The organism is Corynebacterium sp. (assembly GCF_022712275.1).
Taxonomy (GTDB): domain Bacteria; phylum Actinomycetota; class Actinomycetes; order Mycobacteriales; family Mycobacteriaceae; genus Corynebacterium.
Genome location: NZ_JALAGU010000017.1, coordinates 14,292 through 30,872, shown reverse-complemented (window position 1 = coordinate 30,872; position 16,581 = coordinate 14,292). Strand labels below are relative to the sequence as shown.

The following is a 16,581-nucleotide window of genomic DNA, read 5'->3' as shown; positions in this document are numbered from 1 at the left end:
GGTGTCACACAATCGTACCGGACGGCACGACCGCGTGCACCCGCAGCGCGAGCTGCAGATCGAGCTTGCGGGGCATCCGGTTCCAGTCCTCCCCCATCAGTTCCCCGATCCGGTCGAGGCGCTGCCGCACGGTGTTGCGGTGCACACCCAGCACCGTCGCTGTCCGTGCGACATTGCCGTCGGCCGAGAAGTACACGTCCGCGGTGCGCAGCAGATCACTGTGATGGGTGGCATCGTAGGAGGTCAACGGGGTGAGGTCGGCGATCAGCCCGGTCGGCAGACCGCCGGACGCCCCCAGGTGCAGCACCGCAGCGACCACGCCGAGTCCCGTACCGTCGGACAGTCCGGTCCACCCCAGCGTCGCCTGCGCAGACAGTGCCAGCTCGGCGGTACGGTGTGCGTCCGGCAGATCCGTCGGCGCGTCCACCCAGGTCACGCCGCCCCGTAGCGTCCACCCACGTTGGACGAACAGCGACGGCAGGGCGTCCACCCAGCGTTCGTCGCCGGAGATGACGCAGATGTGCCCCTCGTGCGGAGCGACGATCACCGGGGAGGATGAGGACGCCGACAGCGCCCGAACCACCCGGTCGACCACCGGTTCCGGGGCCTCCAGCACGAGAACGCACCACCGTTCCGCCTGGTGGAGCCACCATTCCTCCAGCACACTGCGGGACCCGGCAGCGTCGAGGGAGCCGTCGATCAGGGCGGTGACCGCCTCGGTGCCGTCGCGCAGTTCCACGGCCTCGCGGGCCCGGCTCAGCATCATCCACAGGGCGATGTGCAGGCTGATACGCTCCAGCACCGCCTGCTCCGCCTCGCCGAGGGAGCGGTCGGTGAGCAGGTGGCCGAACTGCTGGCCGGCGGCGGTGACGGTGACAAAGGTTCCCTCGGTCCGGTCGGGCAGAGTCCTGTCCGTCGAGGACGCCAACCGCCGCATCCACGTGAGATCGGTCAACCACAGATCACAGCCGAGCGCCTGGGCACCGATGGCGAGCAGCGAGGAGGAGGGCAGCTCCGAGGTCACCGCTTCAACGAGGCGTCGGTCGAGGTCGAGACTCCGGGAAAGCTCGGCGATGTCGGTCTCGCTGCGCTGCCCGCACTGGTCCGCATCGGACTCGACCAGCGCCATGAGCTGTTCATGACGCTGCGCATTGTCGATGGCCACCGCGGCCTGGTCCGCCAGTGATTCGAGACGTTCGACCTCGGTGTCGCTGAACTCCCGTGGGCTTCGGAAGGCGATGAGCAGGGCGCCGATGACGCGTCCTGCCACACTCAGCGGCGCACCGAGCAGGGCACGCACACCCTCCCCCTCGACGATCTCGTCGATCGGTCCCATGTGGTGCAGCTTCTCGTCCGCGCGGTAGTCGGAGGTCCAGTAGGACGCGTGCCCGATCGCGACGCGACCGAGGACGCCGGTACCCAGCGGCTGGCGGATCGACGCGTACTCACCGGTGCGCACGCCGTCAGTCTTCCGGATCACCGTCTCGTTGCTGTCGAAGTCAGTGAAGCTGACGTAGGCCATGTCGGCGTCCATCAGCCCGCGGGTGTGCCTGACGACCACCTGGAGAGTAGATTCTGTGTCTCGGAGCTCGGTGAGCTGGGTTGCGGACTGGAGTCGGCGGTGGAGCCAGTCAGCATCTGCAGCAGAGGTGTCACTCATGCACAGATTCTTGCATGATGGTGTGCATCGATCCACTTCCACGGTCTTTTCGTCGCGCGTACCATGACGGACATGCACATCACCGGCGCCGTCCTCGAGGAGATCGGTCGTCCCCGCCCCTACGCGGAGACCACCCCGATCACCGTCAGCGACCTGGAACTCACCGCCCCCGGCCCGACCGAAGTCCTCGTGAAGATCGAGGCCGCCGGGCTCTGCCATTCCGACCTTTCCGTTGTCGACGGCAACCGGCCCCGACCGGTGCCCATGCTACTCGGCCACGAGGCTGCTGGACTGGTCGTCTCCACCGGCGACGAGGTCACCGATCTGGCCGAGGGCGAGCGCGTCACCATGGCGTTCCTGCCCCGCTGCGGCGAGTGTGACGGCTGCAGAACCGACGGACGACTGCCCTGCGAGCGCGGTACAGCGTCCAACACCGCCGGCACGCTGCTCCACGGTTCCCGGCATCTGAGCAGGACCACCGGAACCGGCACCGAGACCGTCCAACACCACCTCGGCGTCTCCGGCTTCGCCACCTACGCCGTGGTCGACCGGGCGTCCCTGGTGAAGATCGGCAACGACGTCCCGCCGGAGATCGCCGCCGTCCTCGGCTGCGCGGTCCTCACCGGCGGAGGCGCCCTACTCAATGCGGTGGATCGCACCGAGGGCGAGTCCGTCATGGTCGTCGGACTCGGCGGCGTCGGCATCTCCGCGCTGCTCTGCGCCATCGCCGAGGCCAGGGGACCGGTCATCGCCGTCGATGCCCTGCCCGAGAAGTTGGAGCTCGCCAAGGAACTCGGAGCGGACGCCGTCCACACCCCTGACGAGGTCGCCGAGCAGGGCATCCGGGCGTCCCACACGCTGGAATGCGCCGGTCACCCGCGCGCCTTCGAGACCGCCTTCGCCGCAACGAAGCCGGGAGGACGCACCGTCACCGTCGGACTGCCGCACCCGCAGGCGATGTCGCAGGTCCCGCCGGGCGTCATCACCGCCGAGGCCCGCACCATCATCGGCAGCTACCTCGGTTCGGCGGTGCCGCAACGCGACATCCCGACCTTCGCCGACTGGTGGAGATCGGGGCGCCTGCCGATCGAGAGACTGATCTCCCGGACCATCCGCCTCGACCAGATCAATGAGGCGATGGACGAGCTGGCGGACGGCAAGGCCGTCCGGCAGGTCATCCTCTTCGACTGAACACCCACACCAGAGCCACGAACACCAAGGAACACACATGACTGACTCCTCAACCATCTCCTCCATCCTCGCGAACGTCCCCACCGGCCTGCTCATCAACGGCGAGTGGCGCGACTCCTCCGACGGCGCCACCTTCGACGTCGAGAACCCCGCCACCGAGGAGCACCTCGCCACCCTGGCCTCCGCCACCAGCGAGGACGCCCTCGCCGCCCTCGACGCCGCAGCCGCCGTCCAGAACGAGTGGGCGCGCACCTCCCCGCGCTCGCGGTCCGAGGTCCTCCGCAAGGCCTTCGAGCTGGTGACCGAGCGCAAGGACACCTTCGCCACCCTCATGACCCTGGAGATGGGCAAGCCGCTGGCCGAGTCCTACGGCGAGGTCACCTACGGTGCGGAGTACCTGCGCTGGTTCGCCGAGGAGACCGTCCGCCACTACGGCCGCCACACCGTCGTCCCGGAGGGCACCCTCCAGATGACCACCCGCAACAAGCCGGTCGGCCCCTGCCTGCTGATCACCCCGTGGAACTTCCCGCTGGCGATGGCCACCCGCAAGGTCGCCCCGGCGATTGCCGCCGGCTGCACCATGGTCCTCAAGCCTGCGAAGCTGACCCCGCTGACCTCCCAGTACTTCGCGCAGACCATGCTGGACGCCGGGCTCCCGGCCGGTGTTCTCAATGTCGTCTCCTCGAAGTCCGCGTCCTCCATCTCCTCCCCGCTGATGGCAGACTCCCGCCTGCGCAAGGTCTCCTTCACCGGCTCCACCCCGGTCGGCGTCACCCTGCTCAAGGCCGCGGCAGACAACGTGCTGCGCACCTCCATGGAGCTCGGCGGCAACGCCCCGGTCATCGTCTTCGAGGACGCCGACATCGACGTCGCCGTCGAGGGTGCGATGGCCGCCAAGATGCGCAACGGTGGCGAGGCCTGCACCGCCGGCAACCGCATCCTCGTCCACGAGTCGATCGCCGAGGAGTTCACCGGGAAGCTCGCCGCCAAGGTCGCCGAGCTGAAGGTCGGCAACGGCATGGACGAGGGCGTCAACGTCGGTGCGATGGTCGAGGCCAAGGCCGTCGCCAACCTCGAGTCCCTGGTGGAGGACGCCGTCGCCGCCGGTGGCCGCGCCATCGTCGGCGGCACCCCGGTCGAGGGCAAGGGTCACTTCTTCGCCCCGACCGTCATCGTGGACGCCCCGACCAGCGCACGCGTGTTCCGTGAGGAGATCTTCGGGCCGATCGCCCCGATCTTCACCTTCTCCTCCGAGGACGAGGCGATCGCCATGGGCAACGACACCGAGTTCGGCCTGGCGTCCTACGTCTTCTCGCAGGACCCGGCGCGCATGTACCGTCTCGCCGACGGCCTGGAGTTCGGCCTGATGGGCTGGAACTCCGGCGTCATCTCGAACGCCGCCGCCCCGTTCGGTGGCGTCAAGCAGTCCGGTCTGGGCCGCGAGGGTGCCGCCGAGGGCATCGCCGAGTACTCCACCATCCAGTACGTCGGCCAGCGCGACCCCTACGCGGGATAGTCTGACCCGTTCCGGTCACCCCCAGAGCTCCTCGATGCGCACCTTCACGGCTGCGGCGAGGAGCTCATTGGTTTTCGTGGTGAGGTGCACTCCCCCGGCGAAGATGTAGGTCTGGTCGGCGTCCGGGGCGACAAGACTGTCCGTGTCGCACCAGGCCGCGCCCGGGACGGCGCAGGCGTCCTCCCCCGCCCCGTGCGTGAAACCGTAGGACGCCGGGTCCGTCACCATCCCGTTGACCGCGCCGAAGGTGTCGAAGACACCGATCCGATCGTCGTTCCCGAAGCGCTCGGCGAGCCCCTGCAGCAGGGACTGGTTGTACGACAGGGTGCGGTCGTGGATGCCCAGGTGGGCCTCGGTGTCCGTGCCCCCGAAAGCGGGTGTCGCGGCGAGATCGAAGAGGGTGAAGACAAGGATCTTCTGTGCTCCGGCGTCGAGCAGCCGTCCGATCTGGTCGACCTCGGCGGCGGTCACAGCGGCAGTCTCATCGCCGGAGAGCACGTCATTGGTGCCGGCGAAGACGGTGACGAGCTGGTCGGGACTGATCTCGTCGTACTCCGCGAGGAAGTCATCGATCTGCCCGGTGACCCCGTCGATCCTCGCGCCGCCGACAGCGTAGTTCAGCCCGTCCGGGTCGACGAGCTGCGCCCAGATCTCCCCCGGCACGGTGGTGTAGCGCACGCCGTCGGAGCCGTCGTCAGAGAGACTGTCACCGAAGAAAACGCTGGTGGCCTGTTCCTCGTCATTGCTGCCGCCACTGCTGCAGCCGGCGAGCAGCAGGGACGCCAGCAGGAGCGTCACTGTGCGGCGAGCCATGACGCCACCGCCTTCCGTAGGCTGTCTGCGGCGTTGACCAGATTCTCCTCCAGCGAGGACGCCGGATCACTGATCGCGACGGTGTCGATGAAGATCCCCGGGACCAGGGACTCTGCGGTGGCGTCCACCCGTCCGCCGAAGGCCACGACCGGTACGTTGCCCGCGGAATGCGCGACCCGAGCAGGAGCTTTGCCGTACCCGGTCTGTGCGTCGATCGTCCCTTCCCCGGTGAGCACGAGGTCGGCGTCCTCAACCTTTCCGCGGAAGTCCACCAGGTCGAGCAGCAGGTCAGCCCCGGAGCGCATCTCGGCGCCGAGGACGCTGAGCAGCGCCGCGCCGACCCCGCCGGCTGCTCCGGCACCGGGAGTGTCGCGGATCGTCGTACTGTCTGTGCCGGTGTGGTCGGCGAGCAGGCCAGCCCAGTGGTGCAGGGCCTTGTCCAGCTCCGGGATGTCCTCGTCGGTCGCGCCCTTCTGCGGGCCGAAGACGGCGGCGGCACCGGTCGGGCCACAGAGCGGATTGTCGACGTCACCGGCGATGACGACCTGGACGTCATTCCAGCGGGGGTCACGCTCTCCGGTGATACGGGCGGCGTGGCGCAGGTCTGCGGGTTCGCCGGCAGCGTCCACCGCAGTGACACCGAGGGCGGCGAGCAGGCCGAGTCCGCCGTCAGTGGTGACCGAGCCACCGAGGCCGATGATGAGTTTCTGCGGTGCGGTGTCCAGTGCGGCGTTGAGAAGTTGACCGACGCCGCGGGTGTCGGCGGCCCAGATGTCGCGGTGTTCGGGTGCGACGAGGTGGATCCCGGCGGCCTCGGCGAGCTCGACGACGGCGGTGGTGCCGTCACCGGACCAGTGCGCCTCGACAGGATCGCCGAGTGGCCCGGCAACGGTCTTGGTGTGTTGTCCCAGGTCAAGTGCAGTGGCGAAGGCGTCGGCGGTGCCCTCGCCACCGTCTGCCATCGGAATCCCGATGATGTCGGCGTCCGGCAGGATGTCGCGCACACCGGCTGCCATCGCCGTGCAGGCCTCGACGGCGGTGAGGGACTCCTTGAAGGAGTCCGGGGCGATCACGATCTTCATCGAACACCTGTTCTTATTTGATGGTGGAGGCCGACGGTGCTGTCCTTTCCGGAGTTTAACGTCTCTGACCATGGACACCACCGCACACACCCTGTTCTCCCTGATCACCTCACCGACGTTGCCGGAGGACTTCTCCGAGAACCTGGATGCCGCGATCCTCCGCGAGCGGGACGCCGACCGCGACATGGACACCGGCCCGGACCGCACACCAGCACGGGAGGAGGTGACCACCGTCTCCGGGATGACCGCCGGTCAGGAACATGCCTTCGAGCTCTTCCTTCTGCGACCGTCGACGAAGCGTCGGCGTCAGGAACCACCGGACTCGGCGGCCGCCTGACGCAGCCGGCGGCACTGCCCCTAGGATGGCCGCCATGACCGACGCCAGACTCGACCTTGCATTCACCGGCCCCGACCACGGACGCGCCGAGGAGATCTTCACCGCCCTGACCAGGACGCCGGTCGACGAACTCAACCCGGAGGCACTGGACCTGCTGCTGCAGACCGCCGCCGGCAGTGTCGACCAGATCCGCGCTGTCGAGATGACGGAAGCCTTCCTGCAGCCCCCGGTCATCGTTGACAACGGCCTGATCGTCGCCGTCGGCGCCCAGGGCATGGAGCCACGCCAGTTGTTCGTCGAGGCTCCCGGTGAGCTGCTCGATGAGCTCCGGGCCCTTCCGGGAACCACTGTCACCGGCGCGTGGGTGCAGGCCGTGCTTGCACTGCACAGTATCGAGGCCTTCGCCACCGAGGAGGTCGACCGGATCGCCCTGCACAGTGCCGCCGCGGCCGTACTCGACCAGCTGGCAGCAGAAGGATGCGAGGCACAGGCACAGGTCATCGACGTCACCGACCACAGTGATGACGCTCGCACCGGTGACCGGGGACGCATCGTGGAGGTCCGTCGGTCCTGGCGCGACCATGGACACCTCGACATCGACCAGGGCGTGATCACCGCACTGTTCGCCCTGGCGGTGCAGACCTTCACCGAGGCAATGGCCGAGCACGGCGCCGAGGCGATCCTGCTGCCCTACGAGGTGGCCGGCAATGACCTCGCCGCCGGGTACACGACCCTGGAGAACCTGGAGACCACCGGCATCGCGAAGACGACGATGGTCACCCCGACGGACAACACCGTCTCCGGGCGGCTCACCGGACTGACCGGTGGCAACGCCAACCTGGCCAATGCCCTGTGGTTCGACATCCTCGCCGCCGCGGCAGACCACCTCGGCAAGACCGGAACCACCACCCCGGAGACCGCGGCGAAGATCCTCGATGTGACCGGCGACTGCCTGGCTGCGACGGAGCTGGTGGAGGCCGGCGGGGCGAGCGGTTCCGGGGAGGCTACTGAGCCGACTGCGTGAAGGCCTTCTCAAGGATCTCGAGGCAGTAGACCGCGTCCGAGGGATCCACCGGTGCGGGACCGGAGCCCTCGATCGCGTCCGCCAGGAGTCGGTAGAACTCGGAGTAGTTCCCCTTCTCGGCAGGCACGGGCCGCTGCTCGAGACCGGCCCAGCGCGTCCCCCATCTGCTCTGGGGAACGACGCCCAGGTCCGGATCACCGGGGCGCATGCCTGAGAGCAACTGGGGTTCCTGGGGGTCCAGGCCCCAGCTCGTGAAGCCGGCCTCGGAGCCCAGGACATGGAACCGGGGTGCGGGTCCCGGCGCGACCGCGTTCATCCACAGCTGTGATCGGACTCCGGACTCGTGGTGCAGGGCGATGAAGGCGTCGTCCTCGGCATTGACCTGTTCACGGCGGGTGTCTATCTCGGAGTAGACGTCGGCGACGGGGCCGAAGAGCTGCACGGCCTGGTCGATGAGGTGGGCGCCGAGGTCGTAGACGATGCCGCCGCCCTCGCCGCGGGCACTGGTGGTCTTCCAGGTTGCGCCGCCGGCGGAAGCGGAGCCCTGCTCCGGCTTCCACCTCTCGAACCGGGACTCGAAGCGGCGGACCTCCCCCAGTTCGCCGGCGTCGATGAGCTTCTTCAGGGTGAGGAAGTCCCCGTCCCACCGACGGTTCTGGAAAACGGTGAGGACCTTGCCGACCTGTTCAGCCTTGGTGACCAGGGCACGGCCGTCCTCTGAGGTGACGGCGAAGGGTTTGTCGACGACGACATGCAGGCCGACCTCCAGGGCGCGTCCCGCCAGATCGGAGTGGGTACCGCTCGGGGTTCCGATGACCACCAGGTCGAAGTCGTCCGCACGGTCGAAGATCAGGTGGACCGAGTCCAGGACCTCCACCTCGGGGTACTCCGCCTTGGCCTGGTCGCGACGACCAGGGTTGCCGGTCACCACCGCGGCCAGCTCGAACGCAGGATTCGCGGCGATGAAGGGGGCGTGGAAGATCCGGCCGGACAGACCGAACCCGAGGACAGCTGTGCGAATGGTCATGGGGCCACTGTAGTTACCGGTGACACAGGTAGTCAGGGTGCACCCGGTACGTCACGAACGTAACCGCGACAGTCCTTCTCCCGATAAAATGACCGTTCCGGTGGAGTACCTCCGTACACCGCCCTGCCCTGGAGAGAGAAGCTCAGTTGCATCCGTTCGATGACGTCATCACCTTTACCGCACCTGATGACAGCGGCCACTTCGCGTGTGAAATCTGGTCCCCCAAGGGCCGCTCACTGAAGGTGTTCGGCAATCTCCACGACCCGGAACCGACGGTGACCGGGGACGCGGAACTGACCCGGAACCGCGCTATCGCCCAGAATCTCTGGACCGCGGCCAGTGAGTATGTCCAGGGCCTCGCGATCGAGGAGGCTGAGAGCGAAGACGACGCAGCGAGTGCCGAGCTCGTGAAAAGCTACGAGACTGCGGCACGCGCCTCAGCGAAGACGGCGAAGAAGATCACCGGGTACACCGAGAACCTCGGCGAGGAAACTGCCGAAGGCTGGTGCTCGAACTGCGCGCAGCGCACGACGCACCACAAGGTCATACGGGAAGGACGCAAGCGCTCCCTCTACTTGTGCGACAGTTGCGGAGCCCCCACCGTGAACTGCGCAGCGCCCGGCTGCCGGAACATGGCGGTGAAAGCCGGCGGCACGAGGGGACTCGTCCCCTACTGCGCCGAACACCGGCACGACATCCCCAGTTTCGAACGCTCCGCCGAGACTATCGCCGACCTCTCCGACTGGGAGTCGCTCGTCCAGTTCGACAAGCCTGATCTGGCGAAGCTCACCACCCGCGCCTCGATTGGTGTGGCAGCTGTCGGCGGTGCAGCCGGTGTCGCCTTCCTCGCCGCACCGGCCATCGGCGGACTCATCGGTGCCCAGGTCCTCGGATACTCCGGCGCTGCGGCCACCAATGCTGGTCTGGCAGCCCTCGGTGGTGGTTCTGTCGCCGCCGGTGGTCTGGGCATGGCTGGTGGGACTTATGTTGTCGCCACCGCCGGCGGGCTGCTCGGCGGCGCCTACGGTGACCGCATTCTCGGCAGCTACATCGGCGAAGACAAGTCCTTCCGTATAGAGAAGATCGGCGACGGCCCCGGCGTCCCCGTCGTCATCGCCCGTGGGTTCCTCAACGAAAAGAATCCGGAGTGGTACAAGGCTGTCCGCGCAGTCAAGCAGCTCTATCCGGAGTCCCCGGTGTACGAGCTGAACTGGGGCAGCAAAGAGCTCAAGCACCTTGCCGGAGTCGCCGGCGTCAGCGCCGCCGGACAGGCGGGGAGAAATGCGGTGTTCAAGACCGTCGGACGTGCCAGCAAGACCATGGCGAAGAAGGCCGCCCCGATCGCACCCGCCCTCGCGGCAGGAAGCCTGCTCAAGAATCCCTGGCATACCGCAGTCAACCGGGCGAACCTGACAGGTGCCGCACTGGCTGCGCTGATGGCCAAGACCGAACAGGAAGAGTTCGTCCTCGTCGGCCACAGTCTCGGCGGGCGGGTCATGGTCACCGCGGCAACAGCGATGGCCGGATTCGGCGCGTCGCCGAAGATCCGGGACATCCACCTCATGGGCGCTGCGATCGGAGGCAAGCGGAACTGGCGTCCCCTCAGTGAGGCGGTGAACGGGACGGTGAACAACTACCACTCCGCCAAGGACCCTGTCCTGAAGTACTTGTACTCGACCGCGCAGTTCGGTCAGTCCGCAGTCGGTCGCGTCGGGTTCCACTCGCAGTACCCCAACATCGTCGACCACAACGTGTCCGAGATAGTCAGCAACCACGGTGCGTACTACGACAATGTCGAACTGGTCGACTGACCCCTACCCCTGGTTCGCGACCCACTCCTGAACCTCATCAGTCGCGGGTGCGGCCTTGCCCTGCCAGTTGTTCTTCTCGATCCAGTGGGCGACATAGGAGCACACCGGAATGACGGTGAGATTCTGCGCCGCAGCGTCCGCCAGAGCCTTGTCGACCAGGATGCCGGCCAGACCGCGTCCCCCGTACGCCTCATCGACCACGGTGTGGTGGAAGACCCGCTCCGCACCGTCCTCACCGGGACGGTCGAGGTAGTGCGCCTTCCCGGCGGGATTGACCTCTCCCTCGACGAAGATGCCGTAGGCGTCCTCGCCCGGCAGGTAACGGACCTCCACGGCGTTGCCTTCGCGGTCGGTGAGCTGGTCGGTGGTGTCTGTCATGTGATGGTCCTCGTTCCCTCGGTGTCCTCGGGCAGTGCCGGTGCGTGCCAGTGCGTTCCAGTGCGTTCCAGAACGAACGCATACCTTACCGAGGGTACATTCCCTGTTCATCGGGAGACACCCCCGCCGCGGCCTCCGGCTCACCTTCGGTGCACAGCAGGTGCCCCTCGCGGGTGTGGCCACCGTGTCCTTCTACAGTGACCCCACTGACCCTGCCACCGCACACTGCGGTGAGGCCGTCAGTCCGGCGAGGATCCCGGCGGACAGCCCGTCGACGTAGCGGGCCTTCTCTGCCGTGCTGATGCCGTGGGCCCCACCGCCGGTCGCACTGCCGAACTCGTTGTAGACCCAGGGGGTGTCCGCGATCAGCGAGATGACCGGCAGATTCCCGCCCCACAACCCTTCCCGACCGTCGAAGCTGAGATCCGTGACCGGCACGCCACGCAGCTCCACGACCGAGCGGGCACCTGCCATCATGGTGGAGAAGCGTTGCGACTCCGCGGCGGTGGCGACGTCACCGAAGGTCACCGTGGTCCGCTGCCCGTCGGCGCCTTCGCCGGTACGGAAACCACCCACCCGCTGCGGATACACCGCGGAGCCGTCGGCCCCGGGCGTGGTGTGGATCGACACACCCATCACCGCGTCCCCGGCTGCCGCACGGTCGACCCGGTCCCGGTAGGTGGCATTGTCGTCGATGGACTCCTTGAGCAGGACCGCTCCGAACCCGGCAGCTTCCACGCGGTCGCGGACAGCACGGGCGATCTCGAGGGCGTCCGCGTCCTCCTGCCCATTCGGGTAGTCCGCCATGAGGACGCCCGTCACCGGGTCGAAGGTGTTCGTCGCTACCCCGTTGTGCCCCGGATCCAGTGCGACGGTGCAGGGCGTCGCCCCGCCGGACGAACCCGGGAGATCCGCTGCTTCTGCGGTAGCGGATCCGACAGTCATGGCAGCGGTGATGACGCCCACCGTAATCCTCGGGAAACTCATGGAGTCGAGAATACCTGTGACTGAAGTGACCAGAGTTGCGGAGATTAACTTTCATGATTCTGATTCACCTGAATCCGCGGCGCCACCTGCACCGACCCCGTAGCATCAGATGCGCCCGGACAGGCACGTCGGACCTCGCCGCACCGTCGTTCTGGGCTACTGTCCGCCCAGTCCTCTATGCCCCGGGAGAATCCTGTGCCCCTGCACCTGCCCCCACGTCTTTCCGGACGTCGCGTCACAGCCACGCTGGTGGCGTTGATGACAGCTGCCACCCTCGCGACGCCCGCCGCCACGGCCACCGACCGCGATGTGGAGACCTGGGCCGGGGCGTCCTGCCCGGTCACCGCCGACGGGCCGCTCACCGGTGACGCAGCCGCACTGCACGAGACCTGGCTGCGTCGCGTCACCGACACCGCCGGCATCGACCTGGACGCCTGGGCCCCACGGGCCGGTGTCGCGGCGAACACCACCAACCTGGAGCGCAGCTACGACCGCTACCTCGCCTTCCAACGTGACCACCGCGAACTGCAGTGGGCCGGCATGGGCGGGCTCTCCGGCGCCGACTTCGGTGGAGGGTTGCTCGACATGGACATCATGGCGACCGTCTACCGGATCAACGGCGTGCAGCCGCTCGCCCAGCAGATCGTGGCCGGCATCCGCGACGCCGCCGGTCAGGACGCCGTAGACCAACTCCCCTCCGGACTGCGCGCCCTGGCCACCATGCCGGAGCTGACCTCCTCGGACATGGACTACATCATCGGCGAAATCCTCGTGATGCAGAAGGCCATCTTCTGCGACCTCATGCCGATGCACCAGGCCTACGTCGACGGCGGACTGCCCGCCCTGCAGGAGATGGCGGACGCCGGCGTCTTCGGACCGGAGATCATGGACGCCTGGCGCGACATCGCCTCCGGCGAGCCTGCCCGCATCGCCGCCGGTAACGAGGTGCTTCTGCACCGCGAACAGCTCACCGTCATCGGTGAGCGGTGGGACGCTGTGCGCACCTACCGCGGCAACCTCGGCGAGGCCCTGACCTACGCCACGACCATGGTCGGCTCGCCGTCGGTGGGCGGGGTCCAGCCGATGCGGTCGTGGCGTCCGATCCACTTCACCCGGCAACTCGCCGGTGGGAAGACCGCACAGGTCACCGTGCCGCTGCCGGACTGGGACTGGTCGAACTTCGATGAGCGGTGGGACTACATCACCGACCAGCTGCTGCCCGGCTACACCGACCAGGTCACCCACCACTGGGACGCACTGGACACCCAGCTCAACACCCCGATGGCACTGCAGATGCAGCTGCACCGACCGCTGGCCAACCTCGGTGCGATCGCCGAGGACGCCGCAACCACCTTCACCGTGGAGATCCGATGAAAACCACCCTGTCCGCACTGCCTACGCTGCCTGCACTGCTCACCGCGACCGCGCTGACCGTCGCTCTGGCCTCCCCTGCCGGTGCCGACCCGACCGACACCGTGGACACCCCGACCCGCACCCCGGGCGTCGACGAGATCTTCACCGGCTACGTCGTCTCGACCTTCACCGACGGACGCCTTGCCACACCGCAGGAGATCCTCGACCCGCTGTCCCCGGTGAGCGACCCGTTCTACGACGAGCCCGAACTGACCGACGAGGCCCCGGGCACCCTGCTGAAGTCGGAGCCGGTGCAGGTGCAGTTCACCGGGGTGCGCCCCGGCAATCTGCGCGCCTGGCGCACCATGTTCGTCACCGAGGAGATGGACGGCACCCGGTCGATCAGCACGGGCATCCTCATGGTCCCCGACGACGGCCGCGACGACGCCACCCGTCCCGTCATCGGATACCAGGAGGCCAATGACTCGGTCGGTGCCCGCTGCCACCCGTCGACCCAGTGGACCGGGTCGAACCCCATGGACGGGTCCTCCTGGTCCGCGCTCGGCCCGCTGGCGATGATGTTCGACCGCGGCTGGGCGGTGATGATCAGCGACGTCGGCAATGACGCCCAGGAATCGCCGCACGGCGTCTTCGCCGGGAAGTACGCGGCGAACACCCTGCTTGACGGGGTGCGCTCGGCGATGCGACTGGAGGACGCGGGCCTCGACCCGCAGGCCCCGGTAGGGATCTTCGGCATCGCCGGTGGTGGTGTCGGGGCAGGATTCGCGGCGGAGAGGGCGGCGTCCTACGCTCCGGAGCTCAATATCCGCGGATCGGCACTGGAGGGCATGGTCGTCGACCAGCGCAACTTCTTCCGCGGCTCGGACGGGTCGCTGGGCTCCGGTTTCGTCTTCGCCACCCTGCTGGGTCTGGAGCCGAAGTACCCGGAGATGGACCTCAACTCCCACCTCACTCCCCTGGGCCGGCAGATCGCCGACTGGTACCGCGGCGAGTGCCAGACCCCCGCGTACTTCTCGATGCCCTTCGTCCCACTGTCCGCGTTGTTCACCGCGGGGATCCCGCCGGCGGACATCCCCGAGTTCCAACACGTCTACGATGACAACCTGCTCGGCGCCGAGGGTGCGTCCCCGGAGGCGCCCGTGTTGATCGCTTCCTGCGTCGCCGACGATTCGCCGATGTCGCTGGTGCCGGCGGCGGACGCCCGCGACCTGGCCGACCGCTACCGTGCCGGTGGCACCCCGGTGAGCTACCAACCGACGGACTGCTCGATGACGCGGTTCGTCACGGACATCTACGGCTGGGGAACGGACCTGTTCGGCATGCAGACGGTGAGCTGGTTGGAGGCGCAGTTGAAGGAGTGAGCAGGACTGTCACTCCGTCGACACAGCACAGAAACCTCCTGAAACACCCGGCACCTAACCTCCGTGGAATGACACAGGAGAATCCCACACCCCTGCCCCACGGCGACGCACCACAGTCCTTCGCCACGACCGGTCCCGGACGAGTCTGGCTCGCGCTACGCCACCCTGCCGTCCTCATCGGCCTGGGAGCCACCGCCGGCATCATCGCCGGACTGATCCTCGGCGACTGGGCCGCGAACCTGCAGTTCATCGGCGACATGTTCATCCGCCTGATCCAGATGTCCATCGTGCCGCTGGTCATGGCGTCCGTCATCGTCGCCACCGGGTCGATGACCGGGGCCGGCACCGGACGACTGGCCGCACGCACCTTCGGCTGGATGCTCGGGTTCTCCGCCCTGGCCGCCGTCGTCGCCTGGGGGCTCGGTGGCCTGTTCCGCCCCGGCGACGGCATGGTCTTCGACGGTGAACTCGACCCGACACTTCAGGAGGAGGCGGACAAGACCGAGGGCTGGCAGGACACCCTGCTGAACTTCGTGTCCACCAACGTCGTCGAGGCGATGGCCAACGCCGACATGCTGCCGATCATCGTCTTCTCGCTGATCTTCGGCGTGGCGCTTAACAGCTGGATGGCGAAGACAGGCAACCGCGCGCTTCTCGGCCTGTTCGAGGGGATTCAGAACGTGGTGCTGCTGATGATCCAGTACGTCATGTACGTCGCCCCGATCGGCGTGTTCTGCCTGCTGGCGTCCCTCACCGGTGAACAGGGCCTGTCGGTCGTCACCTCGGCGCTGTCGTACCTCGGGGTCACCGCGCTCGGCGTCCTCATCCTCATGGTCGCGTTCCTGGTGGTCATCTGGCTGAAGACCCGCCTGAACGTGGTCAAGCTCGGAGCGAAGCTCGCCGAGCAGACCGTCATCGCGGTGACGACGACCAGTTCCGCGGTCACCTTCCCCACGGTGCTGCGCAACACGGTCGAGAAGGTCGGTGTGAGCCAGCGCGTCGCGAACTTCACCCTGTCGATCGGCCTGACGATGGGCTCCTACGGCGCGGTGCTCAACTACATGATCGTCATCATGTTCCTCGCCCAGGCCGGTGGCGTGGACCTCAGTGCCGGGGACATCGTGCTCGGTGTCTTCCTGTCGATCATGCTGAACATGGGCACGATCACGGTGCCGGGAGGATTCCCTGTGGTGGCGATGTTCCTGGCGTCCTCCCTGGATCTCCCCGTCGAGGCCGTCGGCCTGCTCATCGCGGTGGACTGGTTCACCGGCATCCTGCGCACCTTCCTCAACGTCAACGGCGACACCTTCGTCGCCATGCTCGTCGCGCACGACGAGAAGGAGATCGACCACGACGTCTACCACGGACGTTCCACCGTCACCGCCGAGATGGACGAGGACCTGCTGGAGGACGCTGCACGGTCGGATGACTAACTGTTGTCCATCTCAAACCCCCGGTATCCCGCATCGGTGATGTCCTCACAGATCCGCCGGTAGTCTGCCAGGCCGGTGGCGCAGGGCGTGAACTCGGCGTCCGCATCCTCGGACGCGTGGTACCGCTCCTCCTTCGAGTGCAGCGAGCTCTCCGCCAGAGACCGGATCATGTTGCCCCAGATCTAAGTGGATTCCTCGGTGGGGTCGACCACAGCGGCGTCCTGCGTCATCACATGCCCGATGAGCCCGGAAAAACCCAGTCGACCTGCATCTCCGCACACGGCGGGGCGCACACCAGCGAAGCCGGACCGCCCGGCCCGGAGAGCACGAACAGGTCCGGGAAGCCGGGCACCGTCATGCCCGGGTAGGTCTTCGGACCGGGCGTCCAGGTCAGCGACATCACGCAGCGGCTGCGCGTTCAGGTCCACGAGATGCACATTGTCGCGGTTGAAGGTCGCATACCAGTGGGTGTCGATGCACAGGCGGCGCGCGCCGACAGGGCGGGGCATCCTCCCCGGGGATGAGCGGCTCCGCGGTCGCCGGATCCTCGACGGTCCCGCGGGTCTTCCCGGCGATGTAGTCGGCGG

At 67.6% G+C, this 16,581-nt stretch carries 16 protein-coding genes; 8 read left to right on the top strand and 8 right to left on the bottom strand.

Annotated elements, in window-relative coordinates; translation table 11 throughout:
* Positions 1-4: 4 nt before the first annotated feature.
* Entirely contained in the window at positions 5-1,660 is a 1,656-nt protein-coding gene (locus Q0A27_RS03380; protein ID WP_291473665.1) for a helix-turn-helix domain-containing protein, read from the bottom strand.
* A gap of 72 nt (positions 1,661-1,732) precedes the next feature.
* Between Q0A27_RS03380 and Q0A27_RS03375 the strand changes: the two genes are divergently transcribed.
* Positions 1,733-2,851, top strand: a complete 1,119-nt coding sequence (locus Q0A27_RS03375) for an alcohol dehydrogenase catalytic domain-containing protein (protein WP_291473664.1) — start codon at positions 1,733-1,735, stop codon at positions 2,849-2,851.
* A 37-nt stretch (positions 2,852-2,888) separates the two neighbouring features.
* On the top strand, positions 2,889-4,367 hold the full coding sequence (locus tag Q0A27_RS03370) for an NAD-dependent succinate-semialdehyde dehydrogenase (protein WP_291473663.1): 1,479 nt from the start codon (positions 2,889-2,891) through the stop codon (positions 4,365-4,367).
* A 15-nt stretch (positions 4,368-4,382) separates the two neighbouring features.
* Here the strand turns inward: Q0A27_RS03370 and Q0A27_RS03365 are convergent, their stop codons facing one another.
* Positions 4,383-5,180: an SGNH/GDSL hydrolase family protein gene (locus tag Q0A27_RS03365; RefSeq protein WP_291473662.1), complete on the bottom strand. Its 798-nt coding sequence runs from the start codon at positions 5,178-5,180 to the stop codon at positions 4,383-4,385.
* Positions 5,162-6,262 (bottom strand): glycerate kinase, encoded by a 1,101-nt coding sequence (locus Q0A27_RS03360; protein WP_291473661.1) that lies wholly within the window; start codon positions 6,260-6,262, stop codon positions 5,162-5,164. Before Q0A27_RS03360 ends, Q0A27_RS03365 begins: the two co-directional genes overlap by 19 nt.
* Before the next feature lie 70 nt (positions 6,263-6,332).
* Here Q0A27_RS03360 and Q0A27_RS03355 point away from each other — a divergent pair, with 70 nt between their 5' ends.
* Together Q0A27_RS03355 and Q0A27_RS03350 are read left to right on the top strand one after the other, a co-directional pair.
* Positions 6,333-6,599, top strand: coding sequence for a hypothetical protein (locus Q0A27_RS03355; RefSeq protein ID WP_291473660.1), 267 nt, complete (start codon positions 6,333-6,335; stop codon positions 6,597-6,599).
* A gap of 34 nt (positions 6,600-6,633) precedes the next feature.
* Positions 6,634-7,623, top strand: coding sequence for a hypothetical protein (locus Q0A27_RS03350; RefSeq protein ID WP_291473659.1), 990 nt, complete (start codon positions 6,634-6,636; stop codon positions 7,621-7,623).
* On the opposite strand, the gene Q0A27_RS03345 is transcribed toward Q0A27_RS03350, so the two are convergent.
* Complete coding sequence (locus tag Q0A27_RS03345) at positions 7,604-8,650, bottom strand: Gfo/Idh/MocA family oxidoreductase (RefSeq protein WP_291473658.1); 1,047 nt, start codon at positions 8,648-8,650, stop codon at positions 7,604-7,606. The two genes, Q0A27_RS03350 and Q0A27_RS03345, sit on opposite strands and share 20 nt — an antisense overlap.
* A gap of 146 nt (positions 8,651-8,796) precedes the next feature.
* On the opposite strand from Q0A27_RS03345, the gene Q0A27_RS03340 reads away from it, so the two are divergent.
* The gene (locus Q0A27_RS03340; RefSeq protein ID WP_291473657.1) at positions 8,797-10,461 is read left to right on the top strand and encodes a DUF726 domain-containing protein; all 1,665 of its coding nucleotides are present in this window, start codon (positions 8,797-8,799) and stop codon (positions 10,459-10,461) included.
* A gap of 3 nt (positions 10,462-10,464) precedes the next feature.
* On the opposite strand, the gene Q0A27_RS03335 is transcribed toward Q0A27_RS03340, so the two are convergent.
* A complete protein-coding gene (locus Q0A27_RS03335; RefSeq protein WP_291473656.1) occupies positions 10,465-10,839 on the bottom strand; it encodes a GNAT family N-acetyltransferase in 375 nt (124 codons plus the stop codon).
* A 192-nt stretch (positions 10,840-11,031) separates the two neighbouring features.
* On the bottom strand, positions 11,032-11,826 hold the full coding sequence (locus Q0A27_RS03330) for an N-acetylmuramoyl-L-alanine amidase (protein WP_291473655.1): 795 nt from the start codon (positions 11,824-11,826) through the stop codon (positions 11,032-11,034).
* A gap of 258 nt (positions 11,827-12,084) precedes the next feature.
* Here Q0A27_RS03330 and Q0A27_RS03325 point away from each other — a divergent pair, with 258 nt between their 5' ends.
* The 3 genes from Q0A27_RS03325 (at position 12,085) to Q0A27_RS03315 (ending at position 15,994) form a co-directional block, all read left to right on the top strand.
* The gene (locus Q0A27_RS03325; RefSeq protein WP_291473654.1) at positions 12,085-13,200 is read left to right on the top strand and encodes a hypothetical protein; all 1,116 of its coding nucleotides are present in this window, start codon (positions 12,085-12,087) and stop codon (positions 13,198-13,200) included.
* On the top strand, positions 13,197-14,561 hold the full coding sequence (locus tag Q0A27_RS03320) for a lipase family protein (protein WP_291473653.1): 1,365 nt from the start codon (positions 13,197-13,199) through the stop codon (positions 14,559-14,561). The genes Q0A27_RS03325 and Q0A27_RS03320 overlap by 4 nt, the downstream gene beginning before the upstream one ends.
* Positions 14,562-14,629: 68 nt before the next feature.
* A complete protein-coding gene (locus Q0A27_RS03315) occupies positions 14,630-15,994 on the top strand; it encodes a dicarboxylate/amino acid:cation symporter (protein WP_291473652.1) in 1,365 nt (454 codons plus the stop codon).
* On the opposite strand, the gene Q0A27_RS03310 is transcribed toward Q0A27_RS03315, so the two are convergent.
* Both Q0A27_RS03310 and Q0A27_RS03305 read right to left on the bottom strand, forming a co-directional pair.
* Positions 15,991-16,164 carry a hypothetical protein gene (locus Q0A27_RS03310; RefSeq protein WP_291473651.1) on the bottom strand — a complete coding sequence of 58 codons (174 nt, stop codon included), beginning with the start codon at positions 16,162-16,164 and terminating at the stop codon, positions 15,991-15,993. The genes Q0A27_RS03315 and Q0A27_RS03310 overlap by 4 nt on opposite strands.
* A gap of 12 nt (positions 16,165-16,176) precedes the next feature.
* Entirely contained in the window at positions 16,177-16,503 is a 327-nt protein-coding gene (locus tag Q0A27_RS03305) for a hypothetical protein (protein WP_291473650.1), read from the bottom strand.
* Positions 16,504-16,581 lie beyond the last annotated feature (78 nt).

Coding starts and splice junctions, on each gene's coding strand:
- Q0A27_RS03350 (WP_291473659.1), top strand. CDS start 6,634: ATGACCGACGCCAGACTCGACCTTGCATTCACCGGCCCCGACCACGGA.
- Q0A27_RS03315 (WP_291473652.1), top strand. CDS start 14,630: ATGACACAGGAGAATCCCACACCCCTGCCCCACGGCGACGCACCACAG.
- Q0A27_RS03310 (WP_291473651.1), bottom strand. CDS start 16,164: ATGATCCGGTCTCTGGCGGAGAGCTCGCTGCACTCGAAGGAGGAGCGG.
- Q0A27_RS03305 (WP_291473650.1), bottom strand. CDS start 16,503: ATGCCCCGCCCTGTCGGCGCGCGCCGCCTGTGCATCGACACCCACTGG.
- Q0A27_RS03375 (WP_291473664.1), top strand. CDS start 1,733: ATGCACATCACCGGCGCCGTCCTCGAGGAGATCGGTCGTCCCCGCCCC.
- Q0A27_RS03365 (WP_291473662.1), bottom strand. CDS start 5,180: ATGGCTCGCCGCACAGTGACGCTCCTGCTGGCGTCCCTGCTGCTCGCC.
- Q0A27_RS03355 (WP_291473660.1), top strand. CDS start 6,333: ATGGACACCACCGCACACACCCTGTTCTCCCTGATCACCTCACCGACG.
- Q0A27_RS03345 (WP_291473658.1), bottom strand. CDS start 8,650: ATGACCATTCGCACAGCTGTCCTCGGGTTCGGTCTGTCCGGCCGGATC.
- Q0A27_RS03380 (WP_291473665.1), bottom strand. CDS start 1,660: ATGAGTGACACCTCTGCTGCAGATGCTGACTGGCTCCACCGCCGACTC.
- Q0A27_RS03320 (WP_291473653.1), top strand. CDS start 13,197: ATGAAAACCACCCTGTCCGCACTGCCTACGCTGCCTGCACTGCTCACC.
- Q0A27_RS03360 (WP_291473661.1), bottom strand. CDS start 6,262: ATGAAGATCGTGATCGCCCCGGACTCCTTCAAGGAGTCCCTCACCGCC.
- Q0A27_RS03325 (WP_291473654.1), top strand. CDS start 12,085: ATGACAGCTGCCACCCTCGCGACGCCCGCCGCCACGGCCACCGACCGC.
- Q0A27_RS03370 (WP_291473663.1), top strand. CDS start 2,889: ATGACTGACTCCTCAACCATCTCCTCCATCCTCGCGAACGTCCCCACC.
- Q0A27_RS03335 (WP_291473656.1), bottom strand. CDS start 10,839: ATGACAGACACCACCGACCAGCTCACCGACCGCGAAGGCAACGCCGTG.
- Q0A27_RS03330 (WP_291473655.1), bottom strand. CDS start 11,826: ATGAGTTTCCCGAGGATTACGGTGGGCGTCATCACCGCTGCCATGACT.